Annotated in this window: 17 protein-coding genes and 1 pseudogene; 11 read left to right on the top strand and 7 right to left on the bottom strand. The window is 60.4% G+C overall.

Annotation, left to right across the window (positions count from 1 at the left end):
* Nucleotides 1-121: 121 nt before the first annotated feature.
* The 9 genes from nuoG (at nt 122) to AC3WJW_RS20470 (ending at nt 12,007) form a co-directional block, all read left to right on the top strand.
* Nucleotides 122-2,836, top strand: a complete 2,715-nt coding sequence (gene nuoG / locus AC3WJW_RS20510; RefSeq protein ID WP_493727163.1) for an NADH-quinone oxidoreductase subunit NuoG — start codon at nt 122-124, stop codon at nt 2,834-2,836.
* The gene (gene nuoH / locus AC3WJW_RS20505; RefSeq protein WP_015094375.1) at nt 2,833-3,840 is read left to right on the top strand and encodes an NADH-quinone oxidoreductase subunit NuoH; all 1,008 of its coding nucleotides are present in this window, start codon (nt 2,833-2,835) and stop codon (nt 3,838-3,840) included. The genes nuoG and nuoH overlap by 4 nt, the downstream gene beginning before the upstream one ends.
* A 12-nt stretch (nt 3,841-3,852) precedes the next feature.
* Complete coding sequence (gene nuoI, locus AC3WJW_RS20500; RefSeq protein ID WP_015094374.1) at nt 3,853-4,398, top strand: NADH-quinone oxidoreductase subunit NuoI; 546 nt, start codon at nt 3,853-3,855, stop codon at nt 4,396-4,398.
* Between the two features lie 9 nt (nt 4,399-4,407).
* Entirely contained in the window at nt 4,408-4,911 is a 504-nt protein-coding gene (gene nuoJ / locus AC3WJW_RS20495) for an NADH-quinone oxidoreductase subunit J (RefSeq protein WP_015094373.1), read from the top strand.
* Between the two features lie 2 nt (nt 4,912-4,913).
* Entirely contained in the window at nt 4,914-5,222 is a 309-nt protein-coding gene (gene nuoK / locus AC3WJW_RS20490; protein ID WP_007946416.1) for an NADH-quinone oxidoreductase subunit NuoK, read from the top strand.
* Nucleotides 5,219-7,072, top strand: a complete 1,854-nt coding sequence (nuoL, locus tag AC3WJW_RS20485) for an NADH-quinone oxidoreductase subunit L (RefSeq protein ID WP_095966505.1) — start codon at nt 5,219-5,221, stop codon at nt 7,070-7,072. The genes nuoK and nuoL overlap by 4 nt, the downstream gene beginning before the upstream one ends.
* A 39-nt stretch (nt 7,073-7,111) precedes the next feature.
* Nucleotides 7,112-8,644: an NADH-quinone oxidoreductase subunit M gene (gene nuoM, locus AC3WJW_RS20480; protein ID WP_493727162.1), complete on the top strand. Its 1,533-nt coding sequence runs from the start codon at nt 7,112-7,114 to the stop codon at nt 8,642-8,644.
* Nucleotides 8,645-8,651: 7 nt separating this feature from the next.
* Nucleotides 8,652-10,115, top strand: coding sequence for an NADH-quinone oxidoreductase subunit NuoN (gene nuoN, locus AC3WJW_RS20475; RefSeq protein WP_015094370.1), 1,464 nt, complete (start codon nt 8,652-8,654; stop codon nt 10,113-10,115).
* Nucleotides 10,116-10,681: 566 nt separating this feature from the next.
* On the top strand, nt 10,682-12,007 hold the full coding sequence (locus AC3WJW_RS20470) for an OprD family porin (protein ID WP_102699204.1): 1,326 nt from the start codon (nt 10,682-10,684) through the stop codon (nt 12,005-12,007).
* A gap of 197 nt (nt 12,008-12,204) precedes the next feature.
* Here AC3WJW_RS20470 and AC3WJW_RS20465 read toward each other — a convergent pair.
* The 6 genes and pseudogenes from AC3WJW_RS20465 to AC3WJW_RS20440 all read right to left on the bottom strand — a co-directional run.
* Nucleotides 12,205-12,327 (bottom strand): annotated as a pseudogene (locus AC3WJW_RS20465) (DUF6124 family protein); the annotation flags it as partial.
* A gap of 232 nt (nt 12,328-12,559) precedes the next feature.
* Nucleotides 12,560-12,892 carry a DUF2790 domain-containing protein gene (locus AC3WJW_RS20460; protein ID WP_493727161.1) on the bottom strand — a complete coding sequence of 111 codons (333 nt, stop codon included), beginning with the start codon at nt 12,890-12,892 and terminating at the stop codon, nt 12,560-12,562.
* A gap of 67 nt (nt 12,893-12,959) precedes the next feature.
* Nucleotides 12,960-13,160 (bottom strand): co-regulatory protein PtrA N-terminal domain-containing protein, encoded by a 201-nt coding sequence (locus tag AC3WJW_RS20455; protein WP_493727160.1) that lies wholly within the window; start codon nt 13,158-13,160, stop codon nt 12,960-12,962.
* A 196-nt stretch (nt 13,161-13,356) separates the two neighbouring features.
* Nucleotides 13,357-16,509 carry a CusA/CzcA family heavy metal efflux RND transporter gene (locus AC3WJW_RS20450; protein ID WP_493727159.1) on the bottom strand — a complete coding sequence of 1,051 codons (3,153 nt, stop codon included), beginning with the start codon at nt 16,507-16,509 and terminating at the stop codon, nt 13,357-13,359.
* A gap of 26 nt (nt 16,510-16,535) precedes the next feature.
* Nucleotides 16,536-17,735: an efflux RND transporter periplasmic adaptor subunit gene (locus AC3WJW_RS20445; protein ID WP_493727158.1), complete on the bottom strand. Its 1,200-nt coding sequence runs from the start codon at nt 17,733-17,735 to the stop codon at nt 16,536-16,538.
* A gap of 58 nt (nt 17,736-17,793) precedes the next feature.
* Nucleotides 17,794-19,074 carry a TolC family protein gene (locus AC3WJW_RS20440; protein WP_493727157.1) on the bottom strand — a complete coding sequence of 427 codons (1,281 nt, stop codon included), beginning with the start codon at nt 19,072-19,074 and terminating at the stop codon, nt 17,794-17,796.
* Between the two features lie 478 nt (nt 19,075-19,552).
* On the opposite strand from AC3WJW_RS20440, the gene AC3WJW_RS20435 reads away from it, so the two are divergent.
* Nucleotides 19,553-20,227 (top strand): heavy metal response regulator transcription factor, encoded by a 675-nt coding sequence (locus tag AC3WJW_RS20435; RefSeq protein ID WP_102699210.1) that lies wholly within the window; start codon nt 19,553-19,555, stop codon nt 20,225-20,227.
* The gene (locus AC3WJW_RS20430) at nt 20,224-21,633 is read left to right on the top strand and encodes a heavy metal sensor histidine kinase (protein ID WP_493727156.1); all 1,410 of its coding nucleotides are present in this window, start codon (nt 20,224-20,226) and stop codon (nt 21,631-21,633) included. The genes AC3WJW_RS20435 and AC3WJW_RS20430 overlap by 4 nt, the downstream gene beginning before the upstream one ends.
* Before the next feature lie 197 nt (nt 21,634-21,830).
* Here the strand turns inward: AC3WJW_RS20430 and AC3WJW_RS20425 are convergent, their stop codons facing one another.
* A complete protein-coding gene (locus AC3WJW_RS20425; RefSeq protein WP_493727155.1) occupies nt 21,831-23,573 on the bottom strand; it encodes an ABC transporter substrate-binding protein in 1,743 nt (580 codons plus the stop codon).
* Nucleotides 23,574-23,611 lie beyond the last annotated feature (38 nt).

Raw genomic sequence — 23,611 nt, 5'->3', positions numbered from 1 at the left:
AAGGGTCCGTGCCCTTCGCTTTTCGTGTGATGACGCCGTAAGCGGCTGTGTTGATTCACGCGAATGACAAGATTCCATTAGCCACGCCCGCTGACACCGGGCCAACGAAGAACTTTGAACCATGGCCACTATCCACGTAGACGGCAAAGAGCTCGAAGTCGATGGGGCAGACAACCTGTTACAGGCATGTCTGTCGCTAGGCCTCGATATCCCTTATTTCTGCTGGCACCCTGCCCTGGGCAGCGTTGGCGCTTGCCGCCAGTGCGCGGTCAAGCAGTACACCGACGAGAACGACACCCGTGGTCGCATCGTCATGTCCTGCATGACCCCTGCCACCGACAACACCTGGATCTCCATCGAAGATGAAGAGTCCAAGGCGTTCCGCGCCAGTGTTGTTGAATGGCTGATGACCAACCACCCTCACGACTGCCCGGTCTGTGAGGAAGGCGGTCACTGCCACCTGCAAGACATGACGGTAATGACCGGCCACAACGAGCGCCGTTACCGCTTCACCAAGCGTACCCACCAGAACCAGCAACTGGGCCCGTTCATTTCCCACGAAATGAACCGCTGCATTGCTTGCTACCGCTGCGTGCGCTTCTACAAGGACTACGCCGGCGGCACCGATCTCGGTGTGTTCGGCGCCCACGACAACGTGTACTTCGGTCGCGTTGAAGACGGCACCCTGGAAAGCGAGTTCTCCGGCAACCTCACCGAGGTCTGCCCGACCGGTGTGTTCACCGACAAGACTCACTCCGAGCGCTACAACCGCAAGTGGGACATGCAGTTCTCGCCGAGCATCTGCCATGGCTGCTCCAGCGGTTGCAACATCTCCCCGGGCGAGCGTTACGGCGAACTGCGCCGCATCGAAAACCGTTTCAACGGTTCGGTGAACCAGTACTTCCTGTGCGACCGTGGCCGTTTCGGCTATGGCTACGTCAACCGCGAAGACCGTCCACGTCAGCCGCTGCTGGCCAACGGCACCAAGCTGAGCCTCGACGACGCGCTGGATAAAGCTGCTGATTTGCTGCGCGGTCGCAACATCGTCGGTATCGGTTCGCCACGCGCCAGCCTCGAGAGCAACTACGCGTTGCGCGAACTGGTCGGTGCCGAGCACTTCTACTCGGGTATCGAAGCCGCCGAACTGGAGCGCATCCGCCTGGTCCTGCAAGTGCTCAAGGACAGCCCGCTGCCAGTGCCGAACATGCGCGACATCGAAGACCACGACGCCGTGTTCGTCCTCGGTGAGGACCTGACCCAGACGGCTGCGCGCATGGCCCTGTCCCTGCGTCAATCGGTCAAGGGCAAGGCCGAAGACATGGCCGACGCCATGCGCGTCCAGCCTTGGCTCGATGCCGCGGTGAAGAACATCGGTCAGCACGCGCTGAACCCGCTGTTCATCGCCAGCCTGGCTGAAACCAAGCTCGACGACATCGCCGAAGAGTGCGTGCACGCCGCTCCCGACGACCTGGCCCGCATCGGTTTCGCCGTGGCTCACGCCCTCGACGCCAGCGCACCGGCCGTTGAAGGCCTGGACGCTGAAGCCCTCGAGTTGGCCAAGCGCATTGCCGACGCCCTGCTCGCGGCCAAGCGCCCACTGATCATCGCCGGTACTTCCCTGGGCTCCAAAGCCCTGATCGAGGCTGCTGCCAACATCGCCAAGGCCCTGAAGCTGCGCGAGAAGAACGGTTCCATCAGCCTGATCGTGCCGGAGGCCAACAGCCTCGGCCTGGCCATGCTCGGTGGTGAATCGGTCGACGCCGCGCTGCAAGCGGTGATCGATGGCAAGGCCGACGCCATCGTCGTGCTGGAAAACGATCTGTACACCCGTACCGACAAGGCCCGTGTCGATGACGCCCTGACTGCCGCGAAAGTGCTGATCGTCGCCGACCATCAGAAGACTGCCACCAGCGATCGCGCACACCTGGTTCTGCCAGCCGCCAGCTTCGCTGAAGGCGACGGTACCCTGGTCAGCCAGGAAGGCCGCGCCCAGCGCTTCTTCCAGGTCTTCGATCCGAAGTACATGGACGCGAGCATCCTGGTCCACGAAGGCTGGCGCTGGCTGCATGCCCTGCGCGCCACCCTGCTGAACCAGCCGATCGACTGGACCCAGCTGGACCACGCCACCGCCGCTGTCGCTTCCAGCACTCCGGTCCTGAACCGCATTGTCGACGCCGCACCGTCCGCCGCGTTCCGCATCAAGGGCATGAAACTGGCCCGTGAACCGCTGCGCTACTCCGGTCGTACCGCCATGCGCGCCGACATCAACGTGCACGAGCCGCGTACCCCGCAGGACAAGGACACCGCGTTCGCCTTCTCCATGGAAGGTTACTCGGGTTCGGCCGAACCGCGTCAGCAAGTGCCATTCGCCTGGTCTCCGGGTTGGAACTCGCCGCAAGCCTGGAACAAGTTCCAGGACGAAGTCGGTGGTCACATCCGCGCTGGCGACCCGGGCACCCGCCTGATCGAAAGCACCGGTGACTCGCTGAACTGGTTCGCCAGCGTTCCACGCGCGTTCAACCCGGCTCCAGGCACCTGGCAGGTCGTGCCGTTCTTCCACCTGTTCGGCAGCGAAGAAAACTCTTCGAAAGCCGCTCCGGTCCAGGAACGCATTCCGGCGGCCTACGTCGCACTGGCCAAGTCCGAAGCCGACCGCCTGGGCGTCAACGACGGTGCCATGCTGAGCCTGAACGTGGCCGGCCAGACCCTGCGTCTGCCGCTGCGCATCAATGAAGAGCTGGGCGCAGGCCTGGTGGCATTGCCTGCGGGCATCGCCGGCATTCCGCCAGCGATCTTTGGCAAATCCGTTGACGGTCTGCAGGAGGCAGCTCAATGACCTGGTTCACTCCTGAAGTGATCGACATCATCATCACGGTCCTCAAGGCCGTGGTGATTCTGCTCGCCGTGGTGGTTTGCGGTGCCCTGCTCAGTTGGGTCGAGCGTCGCCTGCTCGCCCTCTGGCAGGACCGTTACGGCCCGAACCGCGTCGGCCCGTTCGGCGCGTTCCAGATCGCCGCCGACATGATCAAGATGTTCTTCAAGGAAGACTGGACGCCTCCATTCGCCGACAAGATGATCTTCACCCTGGCACCGGTCGTGGCCATGAGCGCCCTGCTGATTGCCTTCGCGATCATCCCGATCACCCCGACCTGGGGCGTGGCGGACATCAACATCGGCATCCTGTTCTTCTTCGCCATGGCCGGCCTCTCGGTCTACGCGGTGCTGTTCGCCGGCTGGTCGAGCAACAACAAGTTCGCCCTGCTGGGCAGCTTGCGGGCCTCGGCGCAAACCGTGTCGTACGAAGTGTTCATGGGCCTGTCGCTGATGGGCATCGTGATCCAGGTCGGCTCGTTCAACATGCGCGACATCGTTGAATATCAAGCGCAGAACCTGTGGTTCATCATTCCGCAGATCTTCGGGTTCCTGACCTTCTTCATCGCTGGCGTGGCCGTGACTCACCGTCACCCGTTCGACCAGCCGGAAGCGGAACAGGAACTGGCCGACGGTTACCACATTGAATACGCCGGCATGAAATGGGGCATGTTCTTCGTCGGCGAGTACATCGGCATCGTGTTGATTTCGGCGCTGCTGGTGACCTTGTTCTTCGGTGGCTGGCATGGTCCGTTCGGTCTCCTGCCGCAGATCCCGTTCATCTGGTTTGCACTGAAAACCGCGTTCTTCATCATGATGTTCATCCTGCTGCGCGCGTCGATCCCGCGCCCACGGTATGACCAGGTGATGGATTTCAGCTGGAAGTTCTGCCTGCCGCTGACCCTCGTCAACATGCTGGTGACCGCTGCGATCGTGTTGCTCAACACGCCCGCCGTCGCGGCTCAGTGAGGATAGAGAATCATGAAGTACATATTTGACATCGTGCATGGCTTCTACACCCAGCTTCGCAGCCTGGTGATGATTTTCGGCCACGCCTTCCGCAAGCGCGACACGCTGCAGTACCCGGAAGAACCGGTCTACCTGCCGCCGCGCTACCGTGGACGCATCGTCCTGACCCGCGACCCCGATGGCGAAGAGCGTTGCGTAGCCTGCAACCTGTGCGCCGTGGCCTGCCCGGTCGGTTGCATCTCGCTGCAGAAAGCTGAAACCGAAGACGGTCGCTGGTACCCGGACTTCTTCCGCATCAACTTCTCGCGCTGCATTTTCTGTGGCCTCTGCGAGGAAGCCTGCCCGACCACCGCGATCCAGCTGACGCCGGATTTCGAGATGGCCGAGTTCAAACGTCAGGACCTGGTCTACGAGAAAGAAGATCTGCTGATCTCCGGCCCCGGCAAAAACCCTGATTACAACTTCTATCGTGTTGCAGGTATGGCGATTGCCGGGAAGCCGAAAGGCTCCGCGCAGAACGAAGCCCAGCCGATCAACGTGAAGAGCTTGCTGCCTTAAGGAAGAAAGATGGAATTCGCTTTCTATTTCGCATCGGGTATCGCTGTGGTGTCCACGCTTCGCGTGATCACCCACACCAACCCTGTGCACGCCCTGCTCTACCTGATCATTTCGCTGATCGCCGTGGCCATGACGTTCTTCGCCCTCGGCGCACCGTTTGCCGGTGTCCTGGAAGTGATCGCCTACGCTGGCGCCATCATGGTGCTGTTCGTGTTCGTGGTGATGATGCTGAACCTGGGCCCCGCCTCGGTTCAGCAAGAGCGCGCCTGGCTCAAGCCTGGCATATGGGGCGGCCCGGTCCTCCTCGCCACGCTGCTGCTGGTGGAACTGCTGTACGTGCTGTTCTCCCACCAGACCGGTGAAGCCATCGGCCACACCACCGTAGACGCCAAGGCCGTGGGCATCAGCCTGTTCGGTCCTTACCTGCTGGTGGTTGAACTCGCCTCGATGCTGCTGCTCGCCGCAGCCGTCACGGCGTTCCACTTGGGCCGCAACGAAGCCAAGGAGCAATGACGATGCCTGCTATCCCCATGGAGCATGGTCTGGCGGTCGCCGGCATCCTGTTCTGCCTCGGTCTGGTCGGCCTGATGGTCCGCCGCAACATCCTTTTCGTGCTGATGAGCCTGGAGGTCATGATGAATGCCTCCGCCTTGGCGTTCATCGTTGCCGGTAGCCGCTGGGCGCAGCCGGATGGACAGATCATGTTCATCCTGGTGATCAGCCTGGCAGCCGCCGAGGCCAGTATCGGCCTGGCGATCCTGCTGCAACTGTATCGCCGCTTCCACACGCTCGATATCGACGCTGCCAGTGAGATGCGCGGATGAACCTTCTCTATCTGACTTTCGTATTCCCTCTCATCGGTTTCCTGCTGCTGTCGTTCTCCCGTGGACGCATCTCGGAAAACCTGGCCGCGCTGATTGGCGTCGGCTCCATCGGCCTGTCGGCGATCGTTACCGCCTACGTGATCTGGCAATTCAACGTCGCCCCGCCGGAAGGCGGCCACTACACCCAGGTGTTGTGGCAGTGGATGGCGGTGGAAGGCTTCACGCCGAACTTCGCCCTGTACCTGGACGGCCTGTCCTTGACCATGCTCGGTGTGGTTGTCGGCGTCGGCTTCCTGATCCACCTGTTCGCGTCCTGGTACATGCGCGGTGAAGCCGGTTACTCGCGTTTCTTCGCCTACACCAACCTGTTCATCGCCAGCATGCTGTTCCTCGTGCTGGGCGATAACCTGTTGTTCCTGTACTTCGGCTGGGAAGGCGTGGGCCTGTGCTCGTACCTGTTGATCGGTTTCTACTACAGCAACCGCAACAACGGTAACGCCGCACTCAAAGCCTTCATCGTGACCCGCATCGGTGACGTGTTCATGGCCATCGGCCTGTTCATTCTGTTTGCCCAGCTGGGCACGCTGAACGTCCAGGAACTGCTGGTGCTGGCACCGCAGAAATTCCAGGCCGGCGACTTCTGGATGGTCATGGCCACCCTGATGCTGCTGGGCGGCGCTGTCGGTAAATCCGCGCAACTGCCACTGCAAACCTGGCTGGCGGACGCGATGGCCGGCCCTACTCCGGTTTCGGCACTGATCCACGCCGCAACCATGGTGACCGCCGGTGTCTACCTGATCGCCCGTACCCACGGCCTGTTCACCCTGGCGCCGGAAATCCTGCACCTGGTAGGCATTGTCGGTGGCGTGACCCTGGTCCTGGCAGGTTTTGCAGCCCTGGTTCAGACCGACATCAAGCGTATCCTCGCCTACTCGACCATGAGCCAGATCGGCTACATGTTCCTGGCCCTGGGCGTCGGTGCCTGGGATGGCGCGATCTTCCACCTGATGACCCACGCCTTCTTCAAGGCCCTGTTGTTCCTTGCATCCGGTGCGGTGATCGTTGCCTGCCACCACGAGCAGGACATCTTCAAGATGGGCGGTCTGTGGAAGAAACTGCCACTGGCCTACGCCAGCTTCATCGTCGGCGGCGCGGCCCTGGCGGCCCTGCCACTGGTCACCGCGGGCTTCTACTCCAAGGACGAAATCCTCTGGGAAGCGTTCGCCAGCGGCAACCACGGTCTGCTCTACGCAGGTCTGGTCGGTGCGTTCATGACTTCGCTGTACACCTTCCGCCTGATCTTCATCGCGTTCCACGGTGAAGCGAAGACCGAAGCCCACGCCGGTCACGGCATTGCCCACTGGCTGCCACTGTCGGTGCTGATCGTGCTGTCGACCTTCGTCGGCGCAATGATCGTTCCGCCGCTGCACGGCGTGCTGCCTGAGAGCGTCGGCCATGCCGGCGGCGAAGCCAAGCACAGCCTGGAAATCGCCTCGGGCGCCATCGCCCTGGCCGGTATCCTGCTGTCTGCACTGCTGTTCCTCGGCAAGCGTCGCTTCGTGACGGCCATCGCCAACAGCGGCATCGGCCGTGTCCTTTCGGCCTGGTGGTTCGCTGCCTGGGGCTTCGACTGGATCTACGACAAACTGTTCGTCAAGCCGTACCTGGCGATCAGCCACATCCTGCGCAAAGACCCGCTCGACCAGACCATCGGTCTGATCCCGCGCATGGCCAAGGGCGGTCACACCGCCCTGAGCCGTACCGAGACCGGTCAACTGCGTTGGTATGCCGCCTCGATGGCTGCGGGTGCCGTGCTGGTCATCGGCGCCGTCGTGCTGGTAGCGGTCTGATATGAACCTTGCGAATTTGCGAAAGGAAACGAACCCGTCATGATTCTGCCTTGGCTAATCCTGATCCCCTTCATCGGCGGCCTGCTGTGCTGGATGGGTGAGCGCTTCGGCGCCACCCTCCCCCGCTGGATTGCGCTGATCACCATGTCCCTGCTGCTCTCCCTCGGCCTCTGGCTGTGGGCCAACGGTGACTATTCATTCGCTCCGGCACCGGGTGCCGATCCGACCTGGGCGCTTGAGTTCAAGCACGTCTGGATCCAGCGCTTCGGCATCAACGTGCACCTGGCCCTCGACGGCCTGTCGCTGTTGATGATCATGCTGACCGGTCTGCTGGGTGTCCTCTCGGTACTCTGCTCGTGGAAAGAGATCCAGCGTCACGTGGGCTTCTTCCACCTGAACCTGATGTGGATCCTGGGCGGTGTCGTCGGCGTGTTCCTCGCCCTCGACCTGTTCATGTTCTTCTTCTTCTGGGAAATGATGCTGGTGCCGATGTACTTCCTCATCGCGCTCTGGGGTCACAGTTCTTCGGACGGCAAGAAAACCCGGATCTACGCGGCGACCAAGTTCTTCATCTTCACTCAGGCTTCCGGCCTGATCATGCTGGTGGCGATCCTGGGCCTGGTACTGGTCAACTTCAACGACACCGGCGTGATTACCTTCAACTACGCCGACCTGTTGAAGACCAAGATGTCGACGACCACCGAGTACATCCTGATGCTCGGCTTCTTCATCGCCTTCGCGGTCAAGCTGCCCGTGGTGCCGTTTCACTCCTGGCTGCCTGACGCTCACGCCCAGGCGCCGACCGCCGGTTCCGTCGACCTCGCCGGTATCTTGCTGAAGACCGCGGCCTACGGCCTGCTGCGTTTCGCCCTGCCACTGTTCCCGAATGCGTCGGCCGAGTTCGCGCCGTTCGCCATGACCCTGGGTCTGATCGGGATCTTCTACGGTGCGTTCCTGGCGTTCGCGCAAACCGACATCAAGCGTCTGATCGCCTTCTCGTCCGTTTCCCACATGGGCTTCGTACTGATCGGCATCTACTCCGGCAGCCAACTGGCGCTGCAGGGCGCGGTGATGCAGATGTTGGCCCACGGCCTGTCGGCGGCGGCACTCTTTATCCTGAGCGGCCAGCTGTACGAACGCACCCACACCCGCGACATGCGCGAGATGGGTGGCCTGTGGTCGAAGATCGCCTACCTGCCGGCCCTCAGCCTGTTCTTCGCGGCGGCGTCCCTGGGTCTACCGGGTACCGGTAACTTCGTCGGTGAGTTCCTGATCCTGATCGGCACCTTCCCGATCGCCCCATGGGTCACCATCATCGCGACGTCCGGCCTGGTGTTCGGTTCGGTCTACTCGCTGATCATGATCCATCGTGCCTACTTCGGCCCGGCCAAATCGGACGCGGTGATGCATGGCATGGACGGTCGCGAAATGATCATGGTGGTCGGTCTGGCAGCGCTGCTGGTCTACATCGGCGTGTACCCGCAACCGTTCCTCGATACCTCTGCCGCTACGATGCATGGCGTGCAGCAGTGGCTCGGCACCGCCTTCACTCAACTCGCTTCGGCCCGGTAAGAGCGCTATGGAATTCACGACTCAACACTTTATCGCGCTAGCGCCGCTGTTGATTACCAGCGCCACGATCATCGTGGTGATGCTGGCAATCGCCTGGCGCCGTAACCACTCCCAGACCTTCCTGCTGTCCGTGGCGGGTCTGAACCTGGCGTTGCTGTCGATCCTGCCAGCCTTGAAGGTCGCGCCATTGGCCGTGACCCCACTGCTACAAATCGATAGCTTCGCTTGCTTGTACATGGCACTGATCCTGGTCGCCACCCTCGCTTGTGTCACCCTCGCCCACGCCTACCTCGGCGATGGCGGCACGGGTTACCCGGGCAACCGTGAAGAACTGTACCTGCTGATTCTGATGGCCGCCGCCGGTGGCCTGGTGCTGGTCAGCGCGCAGCACCTGGCCGGGTTGTTCATCGGTCTGGAACTGCTGTCGGTGCCGGTCTACGGTCTGGTGGCCTATGCCTTCTTCAACAAGCGTTCGCTGGAAGCCGGTATCAAGTACATGGTGCTGTCGGCTGCCGGCTCCGCGTTCCTGTTGTTCGGTATGGCCCTGCTGTACGCAGACTCCGGCTCCCTGAGCTTCGTCGGCATCGGTCAGGCACTGGCAGCTACTGGCCTGCCAAGCTCGCTGGCACAACTGGGCCTGGGCATGATGCTGATCGGCCTGGCGTTTAAGCTGTCGCTGGTGCCCTTCCACCTCTGGACTCCAGACGTCTACGAAGGTGCTCCGGCACCGGTCGCAGCGTTCCTGGCCACCGCTTCCAAAGTGGCCGTTTTCGCAGTGATGGTGCGCCTGTTCCAGATCTCGCCAGCGGCCAGCAGCGGCGTGCTGAGCGACGTACTGACCATCATCGCCATTGCGTCGATCCTGTTCGGTAACCTGCTGGCCTTGACCCAGAGCAACCTCAAGCGTCTGCTGGGTTACTCGTCCATCGCCCACTTCGGCTACCTGCTGATCGCCCTGGTGGCGAGCAAGGGCCTGGCCGTGGAAGCCATCGGCGTGTACCTGGTCACCTACGTGATCACCAGCCTCGGCGCCTTCGGCGTGATCACCCTGATGTCCTCGCCGTACAAAGGCCGTGACGCAGACGCCCTGTACGAATACCGCGGCCTGTTCTGGCGCCGTCCGTACCTGACCGCCGTACTGACCGTGATGATGCTGTCCCTGGCCGGTATCCCGCTGACTGCGGGCTTCATCGGCAAGTTCTACATCATCGCCACCGGTGTCGAGTCGCACCAATGGTGGCTGGTCGGTTCCCTGGTACTGGGCAGCGCCATCGGTGTGTTCTATTACCTGCGTGTGATGGTCACCCTGTACCTGATCGAACCGAACCTGCGTCGCGTCGACGCCCAGCTGCACTGGGAACAACGTGCAGGCGGCGTGATGCTGCTGGCCATCGCGGTACTGGCCTTCTTCCTCGGCCTGTACCCACAACCGCTGCTGAACCTGGTTCAACAGTCGGGTCTGGCGGGTTGATCGCTTAGGCGACTCTCGGCAACAAACAGAAACGGCACCTTCGGGTGCCGTTTCTGTTTTTGTGGCATTCAACATCGCGAGCGTTTGGGATGACCTCCTCGCGGGCAAGCCCAGCCCCCACAGTAATCGGGATGATCACAGATTCTGTGCATGACAAAAACCTGTGGGAGCGTGGCTTGCCCGCGAAGGCGTCAGGTCAGTCGATATCTTCGTTATCTGACCCACCACCTTCGCGAGCAAGCTCGCTCCCACAGGTTTCAGTGGTGTTCACAAACGCCAAGTACACCCAAATCCACTCCAGGAGTGAGATTGCTCGCGATAGCAGCGTATCAGTCAACACCTGCTTGATTGACACCTCGCTATCGCGAGCAGGCTCACTCCTACAAGGGTTCGCTGAAGTTCGTGTGGTACCCACATGACGAAATTGTAATTCCCTCATCACCTTGGCGTTATCCGCAGCTTGCAACGATGTCACCCGGCGACCATGCCGGCGGGCCTATGCCCGCCTAACAATAAAACCCACGCCGAAGCACGTGACCGCTCTGCCGAAACCCAAGGAGTAATTGATGGTTAGCACTATAAAAATGTCGATGGCCGCTTTGGCTGTAGTGGTCGGCTCAGGGCCGTCCATGGTCTTGGCGGAAGATAAAGCCGAGGGATTTGTCGAAGGCAGCAGCCTGACGGTACTCAACCGCAACTTCTACTTCAATCGCGATTACCGCAAAGGCCAGTCCAGCCCCACTGGCAATGGGTATTCCGAAGCCTGGGCACACGCCATCATCAGCAAGTTCGAATCCGGGTATACCCAAGGGACTTTCGGGGTCGGGGTCGACGCGTTTGCGATGATCGGATTGAAGCTAGACACCGGTGACGGGCGCAACGGTGGCCGCAGCTCATTTGATGTGTTGCCGGTCGACAGTAACGGCCAGGCGCAGGACGAATACACCAAGGTCGGTGGCGCCGCCAAAGTGCGGGCCTTTGACACGGAGATAAAAGTCGGCGACGTGTTTCCTGCGACGCCTGTCGTCGCGGCGGGTGACTCCAGACTGTTGCCGGAAAGCTTCCGCGGCGTCACGGCGACCAACACCAGCATCGAAGGCCTGACGGTTCAGGGTGGTCGCTTGCATGCGATGAGCCAGCCGACGTCCAGCGACATGCGCGAAAACTTTGAGACCTTCTACGGCGGCCCGGTTGACTCACCGTGGGCCAGTTACTTCGGTGGCGACTACACGCTGAACAACAATCTCAGTTTCAGCCTGTACTCCAGCCGCCTCAAGGATGCCTGGAATCAATACTACGCAGGCACCGCATGGACTTACCCGTTGTCGGATGAGCTGTCGCTGTTTGGCAGCCTTAACTATTACAAGGCGGTCGATGAAGGCAAACAGTTACTCGGCACATTCGACAACAACATCTGGAGCGGTCGGGTCGGCGTGAAACTCGGCGCCCACTCCGTCGCGTTATCGCACCAGCGTAACAACGGCAATGACGACTTCGATTATCTGCGCCAGTCCGACTCGATCTACCTCGACAACTCCATCCAGTACAGCGACTTCAACTCGCCCAAGGAACGTTCGTGGATGGCGCGGTATGACCTCGACATGACGACCTATGGCGTGCCTGGATTGTCGTTCATGACCCGTTACGCCCGTGGCAGCGACGCCGACTATTCCAACGCCAACTCCGTGTACATGCGCCGCGATGCCGAAGGTAATCCGCTGACCGACCAAAAGCGCTGGGAACGCGACATCGAAGTCAAATACGTGGTGCAGACCGGCTCGTTGAAAGACCTGTCGCTACGCCTGCGCCAGGCCAATACCCGGGCTACCGCGTATGAATCGGATCTGGATGAAGTGCGGGTAATTATCGAGTACCCGCTGGCGATTCTCTGATTTCACTGCTTGTGCATATTCACCTTTAGAAGCTCCTTGCTCCTTTGGTAAGAGGTGAATTTTTTGGCGTCCTTTGGGACGCCTTTTTTGCGCCCGGACTTGGCCGGCTCAACCAGCATCTTTATCGACTGCCCCACCGCTATCGCGGGCAAGCCTGCTCCCACAGAGTTTAGTAGTGTTAGCAGGGACCGCGGTGATCAGCCCGCGGGATCGACATTATCCAGCTCCTCGTTCACCGCCAGCTCGCCGAGCATGTCGACCTGCGCAATCCCCAGCAGCGTCCTGCGGTGGGTGCCTTCCAGCAGCGCGGCGAAGTCTCCCGCGCACCGCCGCCATAACGGAGTGCACACCATCAAGGTGCGCAAGCATACGTCATGAAAGCCACTTTTGCGCTTTCGGGGTACCGGGGTTCCAATCCCGTTCGCTGACTTGGCAGCGACCAGCACAGGCTAGTGACCGGACGTCCGACGGACAACCTGAAAACACTGCGGGAAGGTTCTGCCATTCCGTCACAGCCTTAAACATCGTGAATTGAAATACCCAATGCAGGCCTCACCCTCCGCGCTGACGACAATCCCCCGCCACCGTGTATTTGAGGGTGTTGAGCTGGCCTTTCGAGTCTTCGTAGGTCATTGCGGCAGGTACCACAGCGCAAGCCGCTTGCGGGCGCACGACGCTCACTACTTTGACCACATCCAGCTTCATTCCGTATTCATAGTCCTTGACCACCGGCGCCGGTTTGCCCTGGTTGACCGCGTACTGTTCCATGGCTTTGGTATTGGCGCTGAGCGCGCGCTCAAACGTGCGATCACCGCCACCCTCAGCCAATGCATTCAGGGACATCGCCATCACGCCGGTGAACGTCATCAACTTGATCAATTTCATGTTCATTACCTTCATAAAAAAGCCCACCACCGGAATTCGATGACGGGCTTGTTCAAGTGCGGCACGCTTACAAATCTTTGCTCTTGTCGTCCTTCTTTTCATTGACGACGACGGGATCCCGGGCCTGTTCCTTGGCGACGAACAGTTCTACGGAACGGTCTTTGGCCGCCATCATTCTAGCGAATGTCCTGTCGCCGCCACCGGCCGCCAAGACCACAGAAGACATCATCAACGCCGCTGCAAACGCACCCATTTGTACAAGTTTCATCTTTGATTCCTCGTTTAATTAACTAACGGGATCAAGGTAACAATCTGAACCTTTCGTGACGGTGGCGCGCAAATTACATATCCGTTATGTGCCAGGAAAACTGTGGGAGCCTGCTCGCGAAAGCGGTGGATCAGTCAGCATCATTACCGACTGACAGGCCGCCTTCGCGAGCAGGCTCGCTCCCATAGGGGGTCACCTATTGGGTTGGGATAGTGTCTTCGTCTCGTCGATGGGCAAACTGATATAGCGCCGGCAGGATCAGCAACGTGAGGATGGTCGAGGACACAATCCCGCCGATCACCACCGTCGCCAGCGGACGCTGCACCTCCGCCCCGGTGCCGGTCGCCAGCGCCATCGGAATGAAGCCCAGTGACGCCACCAGCGCCGTCATCAACACCGGCCGCAGTCGGGTCAGCGCACCCTCGTTGATCGCATCAGACAGCGAACGCCCCTCCTCCCGCAAATTGCGGATAAACGCGATCATCACCAGCCCGTTGAGCACCGCCACCCCCGACAGCGCAATGAATCCGACGCCTGCCGAGATGGACAGCGGGATGTCCCGCAGCCACAACGCCATGACGCCACCGGTCAAGGCAAATGGAATCCCGGTGAACACCAGCAGCCCATCCTTCAGATTGTTGAACATCATGAACAACAAACCGAACACCAACAGCAGCGCCACCGGCACCACGATCTGCAAGCGCCTGGCCGCCGATTGCAACTGCTCGAACTGCCCACCCCAACTGGTCCAGTAACCCGCGGGAACCTGCACATCGCGTTCGATCACCTCGCTGGCCTCTTTAACGAACGAACCAATATCCCGACCACGCACGTTAGCGCTGACAATCACCAGCCGCTTGCCGTTTTCTCGGCTGACCTGATTGGGCCCGAGCACCAGATCGAGGCTGGCAACGTCCTTGAGCGCGATGAAGCCAATCTGGTCGGCAGCGCGATTGAGCGGCGCCGGTACCGGGATCAGCAGCGCCGACAGGCCGTCGATGTCCTTGCGCATGGCATCGGACAGGCGCACCACCATGTCGAAACGCCGGTCGCCTTCGTACAGCGTCCCGGCCTGACGCCCGCCCACCGCCACCGCAATGGTGTCTTGCACATCGCCAACGTTGAGGCCATAACGCGCGGCCATGTCGCGATCGATGTTGATGGTCAGCACAGGCAGGCCGGTGGTTTGTTCAACCTTGACCTCGGAAGCGCCATTGACCTTCTGCAGGGCTGCGGCAACCTTTGCCGCCGTGGCATTGAGTACGTCCATGTCATCACCGAACACCTTGACCGCCACGTCGCTGCGCACGCCGGAGATCAGTTCGTTGAAGCGCAACTGGATCGGCTGCGACAGCTCATAGTTGCTGCCCGGCAACGTCGCGGCGGCTTGTTGCAGTTCAGTCATCAGGGTTTCACGGGACTTGCCCGGGTCCGGCCACTGATCTTTTGGCTTGAGCATCACATAACTGTCGGAGATGTTCGGCGGCATCGGGTCGGAGGCGATTTCGGCGGTGCCGGTACGGGCGAACACACGTTCGACTTCCGGCACTTTAGCGAGGACCAGGGTTTCCAGACGCTGCTGCATGTCCACCGACTGGGTCAGGCTGGTGCCTGGCACGCGCAAGGCTTGCAGGGCAAAATCGCCTTCACTGAGGCTCGGCACAAACTCGCTGCCCATGCGGCTGGTTACCGCACCGCTGAGCACAATCACGCCCAATGCCATGCTTACGGCCAACGCCCGATGGCTCATCACCCAGGCCAACGCCGGGGCATAGACCTGGCGCGCACCGCGCATGACCACACCCTCCTCTTCCTTGACCTTGCCGGTAACAAACAGCGCAATGGCTGCCGGAACAAACGTCACTGACAACAGCATGGCGCCCAACAACGCGATGACCACAGTGAACGCCATCGGGTGGAACATTTTTCCTTCGACACCGCTCAAGGCGAAGATCGGCAGGTACACGACCATGATGATCAACTGGCCGAAAATCAGCGGACGACGCGCCTCTTTGGCGGCCGCAAACACTTCGTGAAAACGCTCGGAACGGGTCAACAAACGCCCGTGATGTTGCTGCGCATGGGCCAGCCGTCGCAGGGTGTTCTCAACGATCACCACCGCGCCGTCGACAATGATGCCGAAGTCGAGAGCGCCGAGGCTCATCAGGTTGGCGCTGACCTTGTTGCTGAACATGCCGGTGAAGGTGAAGAGCATCGACAGTGGAATCACCATGGCGGTGATCAGCGCCGCGCGGATGTTGCCGAGAAACAGGAACAGAATCGCGATCACCAGAATCGCGCCTTCCACCAGGTTCTTCTTCACTGTGGCGATGGCTTTGTCCACCAGATGCGTGCGGTCGTACACCGGCACCGCGATCACGCCGTTGGGCAAGGATTTATTGATCTGTTCGAGCTTGCTGGCAACCGCTTGCGAGACGGTACGGCTGTTTTCGCCGATCAGCATGAACACAGTACCGAGCACCACTTCGCGACCGTTCTCGGTGGCGGCACCACTGCGCAATTCGCGGCCGATTTCCACGGTGGCGACGTTCTTCACTCGTATCGGCGTGCCGTCGATGTTGGCCATGACAATGTTGGCGATGTCCTCGGTGCTCGCCACTTGCCCCGGTGCACGAATCAGCAACTGCTCGCCGCTGCGCTCGATGTAGCCGGCGCCGACGTTGGCGTTGTTGCGCTCCAGCGCCGTGACCAGATCGGTAAGGGTCAGTTTGTACGCCGCCAGCAGTTTCGGATCGGGAGCGATCTGGTATTCCTTGGCAAACCCGCCGATGGTGTTGATCTCGGCGACACCCTGGACGTTGCGCAACTGCGGCTTGATGATCCAGTCCTGAATCACCCGCAGGTCGGTCGGCGTGTACGGCGTGCCGTCGTCCTTCAGCGCACCTTCCTGCGCCTCGACCGTCCACAGGAAAATCTCGCCGAGACCGGTGGAAATCGGCCCCATCATCGCATCCACTCCCTCGGGCAAATGCTCCTTGGCGATCTGCAGTCGCTCGTTGACCAGTTGCCGGGCGAAGAACAGGTCGGTGCCGTCCTTGAAGATCACCGTGACCTGCGACAGACCGGAACGCGACAGCGAGCGGGTCTGCTCCAGCGACGGCAGGCCGGCCATCGCGGTTTCAATCGGGAAGGTGATGCGCTGCTCGGTTTCCAGCGGCGAGAACCCGGCGGCGCCGGTGTTTATTTGCACCTGGACGTTGGTGATATCCGGCACAGCGTCGATCGGCAGTTTTTGATAACTGGCGATGCCGAGGCCGGCCATGAGCAAAACGGCGAGCAGCACGATGATGCGCTGCTCGATGGCAAACTGGATCAGGCGTTCGAACATGAGAACTTTCTCGTCGAGGGGGCGGATCAGTGGGAGTGCTCAGCCGAGGCTTTGCCCAATTCCGATTTGAGAACGAAGCTGCCGGCGCTGGCGACTTGCACGCCGGGCTCCAACCCCTGGGTGATTTCCACCTGACCGGCCGCGCGACTGCCCAGCCCCACTGCTTGCGCCTTGAAACCGTCGTCGGTGCGCACGAACACGGTGGGTTTGTCCTCGACCGTCTGGATCGCCGTTTCGGGCACGGCGACTTTGGCTTGTCGGCTGTCGGTGGCGACCAACGCATTCACGAACAGCCCCGGACGCCACGAGCCTTGCGGGTTTTCCAGGGTGACGCGAACCGTTGCAGTGCGCGTCTGTTCGCCCAGTAAACTGCCGACGTAAGCTACGGTGCCGACGACTTCTGCCCCCAGCTCCGGAGCGCTGACAGAGACCGGTTTACCGACCTGTACCTTGTTCAAATCCTTGGGCGAAACGCCGAACGTCACCCACACCCGGGACAGGTCCGAGAGCGTGAAAGCAGCTGTGGTCTCATCGACCACCTCCCCCGGTGTCAGGTGTTTTTCCACCACTACGCCGTCAAAGGGCGCACGCAATTCGTATCGATTGCCTCCGCTGGCGACCACGCTGCCACTGAGTACGCTAATTTTCTGTCGGGCATTGCTCAGGGCGATTTCGGCCTCTTCCAACGCCTGACGGGCCTGGAGGAAATCCTGCTCGGGGGAAATCTTGTCCTGCCACAACTGCCGCTCACGCTCGAACGTGGTGCGCGCCAACGCCAGACGTCGCTGTGCGGCTGCCTGCTCGCTGCGCTGATCGGAAATCTGCTGACTGGCGATCACCGCCAGCAACTGCCCCTTCTTCACCGACTGCCCGAGGTTGACCGACACCGACTCGACCACCCCCGGCACGCGAGGCACCAGGTGCGCGGTGCGGTCTTCGTCAAAGCGCACTTCCCCGGGAAACGGCAGGCCAAGACTGATGTTCTGTGCCTGTGCTTCGGCCAGTTGAATGCCGGCCGCCGTGATCTGCTCGGTGCTCAACGTCAGGTGCCCTTCTTCGCCTTCGGCATGTTCGCCGTCGGCTGCTGCGCCTTCTTCAGCATGGTCGGCATGCTCCGCAGCCTCATCGGCGTGGGCATCAATCGATGTGTTGCCCGGCCACATCGAACCAATAGCAACGCCCAGCGCCAACGTCGCTGCAACGACAACGATCAGTTTTTTATCCATGGAAACTCCTCTGCGTCATACCGCCGAGGCGGTCGAGCAGTTATGTGAAAGATTAAATTCAGGGGCTGACGCCGAACGCGCCGAGATCGCCAAAAATGCGTTCAATGCGCACCCGCGCGTCCGTCGCCTCGGCAACGGCCTGGATGTACTGGGTGCGGGCGCTGATCAGGGTGCGCTGAGCATCGAGCACGTCGAGGAAACCGAACTTGCCCATTTCGAAACCGCGAGTGGCGCTGTCGACGGCACTTTGCGCGGCGGGCAGGATGGTCTGGTTGAACGCTTTGACTTCGCTGTTGGCGGTCTGCCATTGCGCAAGCGTGGTCTGGATTTCCGTACGCAAGCGCAGTTCGGTGGCATTGCGCAGATCCCGCGCCTGATCAGCGCGCCGCGCCGCCGCCAGCACGTTGCCCTGATTGCGATTGAACAGCGGAATCGGCATCGACAGCCCCACCACGTTCACCCGCTCACGCTCCGTTTCGCTGTATTGGCTGCCGACACTGACGGTCAGATCAGGAATCCGCTGCGCTTTCTCCAGCCCCAAAGAAGCCTCACGCTGATCGATCTGCAATTTGGCCAACCGCAGCTCGGGGGTTTCGTTCAGGCGCTCGAGCAATTGGGTCGGCGGCGGCAAGGAGGGCATGCCTTGAGGAGCGGTCTGCACACTGACCAACGTCGGCAACGATGCGCCCATGACCTGCGCCAGTTGCTGATAGGCATTGGCCTGATCGCGCTCGGCCCGGCTCAACTCCAGACGCACTTCCGACAGTTGCACTTGCGCCCGCGTGCCTTCGACCGGCGATGATTTGCCCGCCTGGATACGGCCCTGCGCCACCCGCAGTCCCTGCTCGGCCAGTTCCAGTGACTGGCGGGACAACTGCAAGCGATGCTGCGTCGTTTGTGCGCTGGAGAACGCCTGAATCACATCGGCGCGCAAGGCGTTGCTCCTGCGCTCTAACTCGATTCCGGCGGCATCCTGCGCACGGCTGGCGACATCGATCCGCGCACCGCGTTTGCCGCCCAGTTCAATTGACTGGCTGAGCATCACCGTGGTGGTTCGCGACTCACTCCGCGTGTCTTCGGCCTCCCACGACACTTCAGGGTTGGGGACCAGACCGGCCTGTTGTCGATCCCCTTCAGCAATTCCGATCTCCCATTGGGCGGCCGCCAACTCCGGGTTGCCGGCAAATGCCGTTTTCAGGGCCTGATCCAGCGTCAATGTCGAGCCGGACGAAACAGCCGCCAGACACGGGCCGGCCAGTAATAAAAAGCAGGTGGCCGTCACCACGCCTGCAGTTTTTTTCAGGCGTGATCGCGCCGTCAGTTCTCTTAAACCGGGCAATGGAGTACTTCCTTTTTAAATCAAGAAAATTCAATATCGCCACAGTAGGGTTTTGAACTTATCGACAAGGTGACTGGAACATTACAAATACGTTATCCACCGTTCCAGCGAGTTGTTTTGCTCTACCATGCGAAGTGCTAACCGCCATGTAGTAATACCAAGAAACAAATGCCCGATATTTATCCGCCGAACAGTACTTGCCCGCTTTCAATTCCCATGAGGCTGAAGCATTCTCGACGCAGCCCTCTGCGTCAGGCTGTCACACCAGGCCATTTTAAGGGCTCGAGGCCTAGCCTTGCTGTTGACCCTGTAGCCACTATAGGCTTTATCGTGCACGCCTTGACCGGAGAAATCTCTGTAGGAAAGGAAGAACCCATTCAACTCGTCGTTATAAAAAATCGTCCGGAGCCTCTATAAGAACAACAACTTTCCCGACCACCTTAATTACATTTTCTTTAAATAAAAGTGGTGATTGATCATGCGAATCCTTGTCGTCGAGGACGAGCTTAAAACTGCCGAATACTTACATCAGGGACTGACGGAAAGTGGTTACATCGTTGATCACGCGGCCAATGGAACCGATGGACTGCATCTGGCACAACACCAGGTTTACGACGTGGTGATACTGGACGCCAATCTGCCGCAACTGGACGGTTGGGGCGTACTGGAACAACTGCGCCGCACCCGCTCTACTCGCGTGATGATGTTGACCGCTCGAGGTCGTTTGGCCGACAAGATTCGCGGTCTGGATCTGGGCGCCGACGATTATCTGGTCAAACCCTTCGAGTTCCCCGAATTGTTGGCACGGGTGCGTAGCCTCATGCGCCGCAGTGAAAACATCCCGGTTCCGCAAGTACTCAAAGTGGCCGATCTGGAACTCGATCCAGGGCGCCACCGCGCCTTTCGCGGCGAGCAGCGCATCGACCTGACTACCAAGGAGTTCGCCCTGCTGCATCTGCTGATGCGCCAGTCTGGCGAGGTGCTTACTCGCACCCAAATCATATCGCTGGTGTGGGACATGAACTTCGACTGCGACACCAACGTGGTCGAAGTTTCGATCCGGCGCTTGCGGGCGAAAATCGACGACCCGTTCGACAACAAGTTGATTCACACCCTGCGCGGTGTCGGCTACGTGCTGGAGGCGCGGGAATGAAGTCTGCGAGCCTGTCGCTGCGCCTCGGTCTGACGGTCAGCATTGTCGGGGCGCTGCTGGTGGTGTTCCTGGCGATCCTCGCTTATTTCACCCTGACCCACGAGTTGAACGCAGTATCCAGAGACAGCCTGGAAAAGAAGATGGAGCAAGTTGAACACAGCCTGGCGCTGTACACCGATCCCGGAGAAATCAGTTCGAAGCCGCACATTTTGCTCGACCAGGTCATGGGGCATGACAACCTCACTCTGACCATTTACGAGCTCAGCAATCTGCGCGCACCGCTATTGAAGTCCGGCACCGGCATGGCCGATCCGCGCCTCGAATTGAAGGCGGTGCGGACGACCACGGATCAGTTAACTTACTCCACAGGTACCGACGCTCAGGGCACGAAGTTCCTCACGGCCTCCAGACTGATCCGCATCAAGGACGGCACCCGCGTCCCGGTGCTGTTGTCGATGGACAATGCTCACGATCAGGCGTTGCTCAGCGCTTATCTGCGTTCGACGCTGATGGCTTTGCCGTTACTGCTGATTTTCATCGGTCTCAGTGCCTGGGTGGCAGTGCGGCGTGGCCTGGCACCGATGCACGAGTTTCGCAAAGTGGCGGAGATGGTGTCGACGCAGGACCTCGACCATCGACTCTCGGTGGTGAGCATGCCGCAGGAACTCAGTGAACTGGCGCAAGGCATCAATTTTATGCTGCATCGCCTCGACAGCGGCGTGCAGCAGTTGTCGCAGTTCTCCGATGATCTGGCCCACGAATTGCGCTCGCCTATCAACAATCTGATGGGCAAGGCACAGGTAACACTGTCTCGGGAACGCACGACTCAGGAATACAAAGATATTTTGGTGTCGTGTACCGAAGAACTGGAACGCGTCGCACGAATAGTCTCGGACATGCTGTTTCTGGCGCAGGTCAGCCACCCGGCATCGCTCGCACCTTTCGAGCTGATTGCGCTGGAAGATGAAGCCCTGAAAGTCGCCGACCTGTTTTCTCTTTCGGCGCAGGACAAGGAGATTCATCTGAGTGTGGTGGGCGGTGCTCGCGTGCTAGGCGACCGGTTGATGATTCAACGGGCGATCTCGAACCTGCTGTCCAACGCACTGCGCCACTGCCCGGCTGGGCAAACGGTTTCGCTGCTGATTGAACAAGGTGCGACGCAGGTTTCCTTGCTGGTCAGCAATCCCGGCGCGGGCATCGAAGCGCAGCATCTGCCGCATCTGTTCGACCGCTTTTACCGAGTCGACAGCAGCCGTTCCCGCGCTCAGGGCAGCACCGGACTGGGCTTGGCCATCGTGCGCTCGATCATGAGCCTGCATCAGGGGGTGGCGGAGGTTAAGAGCCTGCCGGGGGCGATGACGGTGTTCAGGTTGGGGTTTCCTGCGATTGAGGGTGTGGCGCTTTGAGGTATCAGACTTGAGATTTCCGCTGTCGGGGCCGGCCTCATCGCGGGCAAGCCCGCTCCCACAGGTTATGTGTCGTGCACAAGATCTTTGGTCACTCTCGGTCACTGTGGGAGCGGGCTTGCTCGCGAAGGGGGCGGAACGGGCACAAACAAAAACGGCACCTTTCGGTGCCGTTCGCCTTTCACATTCCCAAACACTTACTTGCGCGCATCCGCCCACGATTTCAGCAGCTCGCTGTAGCTCACGGTTTCGCCTTTCGGCTTCTCGTTTTCCAGTTTCGGCTTCGGCGCGCCCGGCTGATCGAACCAGTACTGAGCATCGCGCTCGGGGTTCATTTTCGGTGCGCAGGTGGCTTGTGCCTTCGAACGCTCCAGGCGGGTCATGATCGCGTCCTGATCCTTTGCCAGGCCGTCGAGTGCCTGTTGCGGGGTTTTGTCGCCGCTGGCCGCTTCGGCGATGTGGCTCCACCACAACTGCGCGAGCCGAGGATAATCAGGCACGTTGGTCCCGGTCGGGGTCCATTGCACGCGGGCCGGGCTGCGGTAGAACTCCACCAGGCCGCCGAGTTTCGGTGCCAGGTCGGTCATCGCCTGCGAGTTGATGTCCGACTCGCGGATAGGTGTCAGGCCGACGATGGTTTTCTTCAGCGACACGGTTTTCGAGGTCACGAACTGCGCATAGAGCCAGGCCGCCAGTTTCTGCTTCTCGGGCGTGGACTTCATGAAGGTCCAGGACCCCACGTCCTGATAGCCCAGCTTCATGCCCTCTTCCCAGTAAGGTCCCCGTGGTGACGGCGCCATGCGCCATTTCGGCGTGCCATCGGCGTTCATCACCGCCAGGCCTGGCTTGGTCATGTCGGCGGTGAAGGCGGTGTACCAGAAAATCTGCTGGGCGATGCTGCCCTGGGAGGGCACCGGGCCGGATTCGGAGAAGGTCATGCCCGCCGCTTCCGGTGGCGCGTACTTTTTCAGCCAGTCGACGTACTTGGTGGTGGCGAACACCGCCGCCGGGCCGTTGGTGTCGCCGCCGCGGGTTACGCTGGAACCCACCGGGTGGCAGTCCTCGACACGAATGCCCCACTCGTCCACCGGCAAGCCATTGGGGATGCCCTTGTCGCCGCCACCGGCCATGGAGAACCAGGCATCGGTGAAGCGCCAGCCCAGGGACGGGTCCTTCTTGCCGTAGTCCATGTGCCCGTAGACGCGCTTGCCGTCGATTTCCTTGACGTCTTCGCTGAAGAACTTGGCAATGTCTTCATAGGCGGACCAGTTCACCGGGACGCCCAGCTCGTAACCGTACTTTTCCTTGAACTTGGCCTTGAGGTCCGCGCGTTCGAACCAGTCGGCACGGAACCAGTACAGGTTGGCGAACTGCTGGTCAGGCAACTGGTAGATCTTGCCGTCCGGCGCAGTGGTGAAGGAAATGCCGATAAAGTCCTTGATGTCGAGGGTCGGCGAGGTGAAGTCCTTGCCTTCGTTAGCCATCAGGTCGGTGATCGATTCGGTCTTGCCGTACCGAAAGTGCGTACCGATCAAGTCCGAGTCGTTGACCCAGCCGTCATAGATGCTCTTGTCCGATTGCATCACAGTCTGCAGCTTTTCCACCACGTCGCCTTCCTGCAGCAGGTCGTGGGTCAGCTTGATCCCGGTGATCTCGGTGAAGGCCTTGGCCAGCACCTTGGACTCGTACTCGTGGGTCGCGATGGTTTCCGACACCACCTTGATGCTCATTCCGCGGAAGGGCTCCGCCGCCTTGATGAACCACTTCAATTCTTCCAGCTGCTGATCGGCCGTCAGTGTGGATGGCTTGAATTCACTGCCGATCCATTTTTTTGCGGCATCTTCGTAGGCATCGGCCCAGGCCGAAGCGCTCAAACCGCTGAGTGCCAGCATGGCTGCCAATGAAATGCTATGTCGCAGCTTATTGTTTTTGTCGAACATAGAGACCTCCTTATTGAGTTTCGGAGCAACAGTGCCGA

The sequence above is a fragment of the Pseudomonas sp. GW821-FHT07G06 genome (assembly GCF_058986625.1).
Note: the sequence above shows the minus strand (reverse complement) of the source record. Positions and strands in the feature narration are given on the sequence as shown.

Bases quoted from the DNA above. Each gene is read 5' to 3' on its own strand.
- nuoG (WP_493727163.1), top strand. From the start codon at position 122: ATGGCCACTATCCACGTAGACGGCAAAGAGCTCGAAGTCGATGGGGCA.
- nuoH (WP_015094375.1), top strand. From the start codon at position 2,833: ATGACCTGGTTCACTCCTGAAGTGATCGACATCATCATCACGGTCCTC.
- nuoI (WP_015094374.1), top strand. From the start codon at position 3,853: ATGAAGTACATATTTGACATCGTGCATGGCTTCTACACCCAGCTTCGC.
- nuoJ (WP_015094373.1), top strand. From the start codon at position 4,408: ATGGAATTCGCTTTCTATTTCGCATCGGGTATCGCTGTGGTGTCCACG.
- nuoK (WP_007946416.1), top strand. From the start codon at position 4,914: ATGCCTGCTATCCCCATGGAGCATGGTCTGGCGGTCGCCGGCATCCTG.
- nuoL (WP_095966505.1), top strand. From the start codon at position 5,219: ATGAACCTTCTCTATCTGACTTTCGTATTCCCTCTCATCGGTTTCCTG.
- nuoM (WP_493727162.1), top strand. From the start codon at position 7,112: ATGATTCTGCCTTGGCTAATCCTGATCCCCTTCATCGGCGGCCTGCTG.
- nuoN (WP_015094370.1), top strand. From the start codon at position 8,652: ATGGAATTCACGACTCAACACTTTATCGCGCTAGCGCCGCTGTTGATT.
- AC3WJW_RS20470 (WP_102699204.1), top strand. From the start codon at position 10,682: ATGGTTAGCACTATAAAAATGTCGATGGCCGCTTTGGCTGTAGTGGTC.
- AC3WJW_RS20460 (WP_493727161.1), bottom strand. From the start codon at position 12,892: ATGAAATTGATCAAGTTGATGACGTTCACCGGCGTGATGGCGATGTCC.
- AC3WJW_RS20455 (WP_493727160.1), bottom strand. From the start codon at position 13,160: ATGAAACTTGTACAAATGGGTGCGTTTGCAGCGGCGTTGATGATGTCT.
- AC3WJW_RS20450 (WP_493727159.1), bottom strand. From the start codon at position 16,509: ATGTTCGAACGCCTGATCCAGTTTGCCATCGAGCAGCGCATCATCGTG.
- AC3WJW_RS20445 (WP_493727158.1), bottom strand. From the start codon at position 17,735: ATGGATAAAAAACTGATCGTTGTCGTTGCAGCGACGTTGGCGCTGGGC.
- AC3WJW_RS20435 (WP_102699210.1), top strand. From the start codon at position 19,553: ATGCGAATCCTTGTCGTCGAGGACGAGCTTAAAACTGCCGAATACTTA.
- AC3WJW_RS20430 (WP_493727156.1), top strand. From the start codon at position 20,224: ATGAAGTCTGCGAGCCTGTCGCTGCGCCTCGGTCTGACGGTCAGCATT.
- AC3WJW_RS20425 (WP_493727155.1), bottom strand. From the start codon at position 23,573: ATGTTCGACAAAAACAATAAGCTGCGACATAGCATTTCATTGGCAGCC.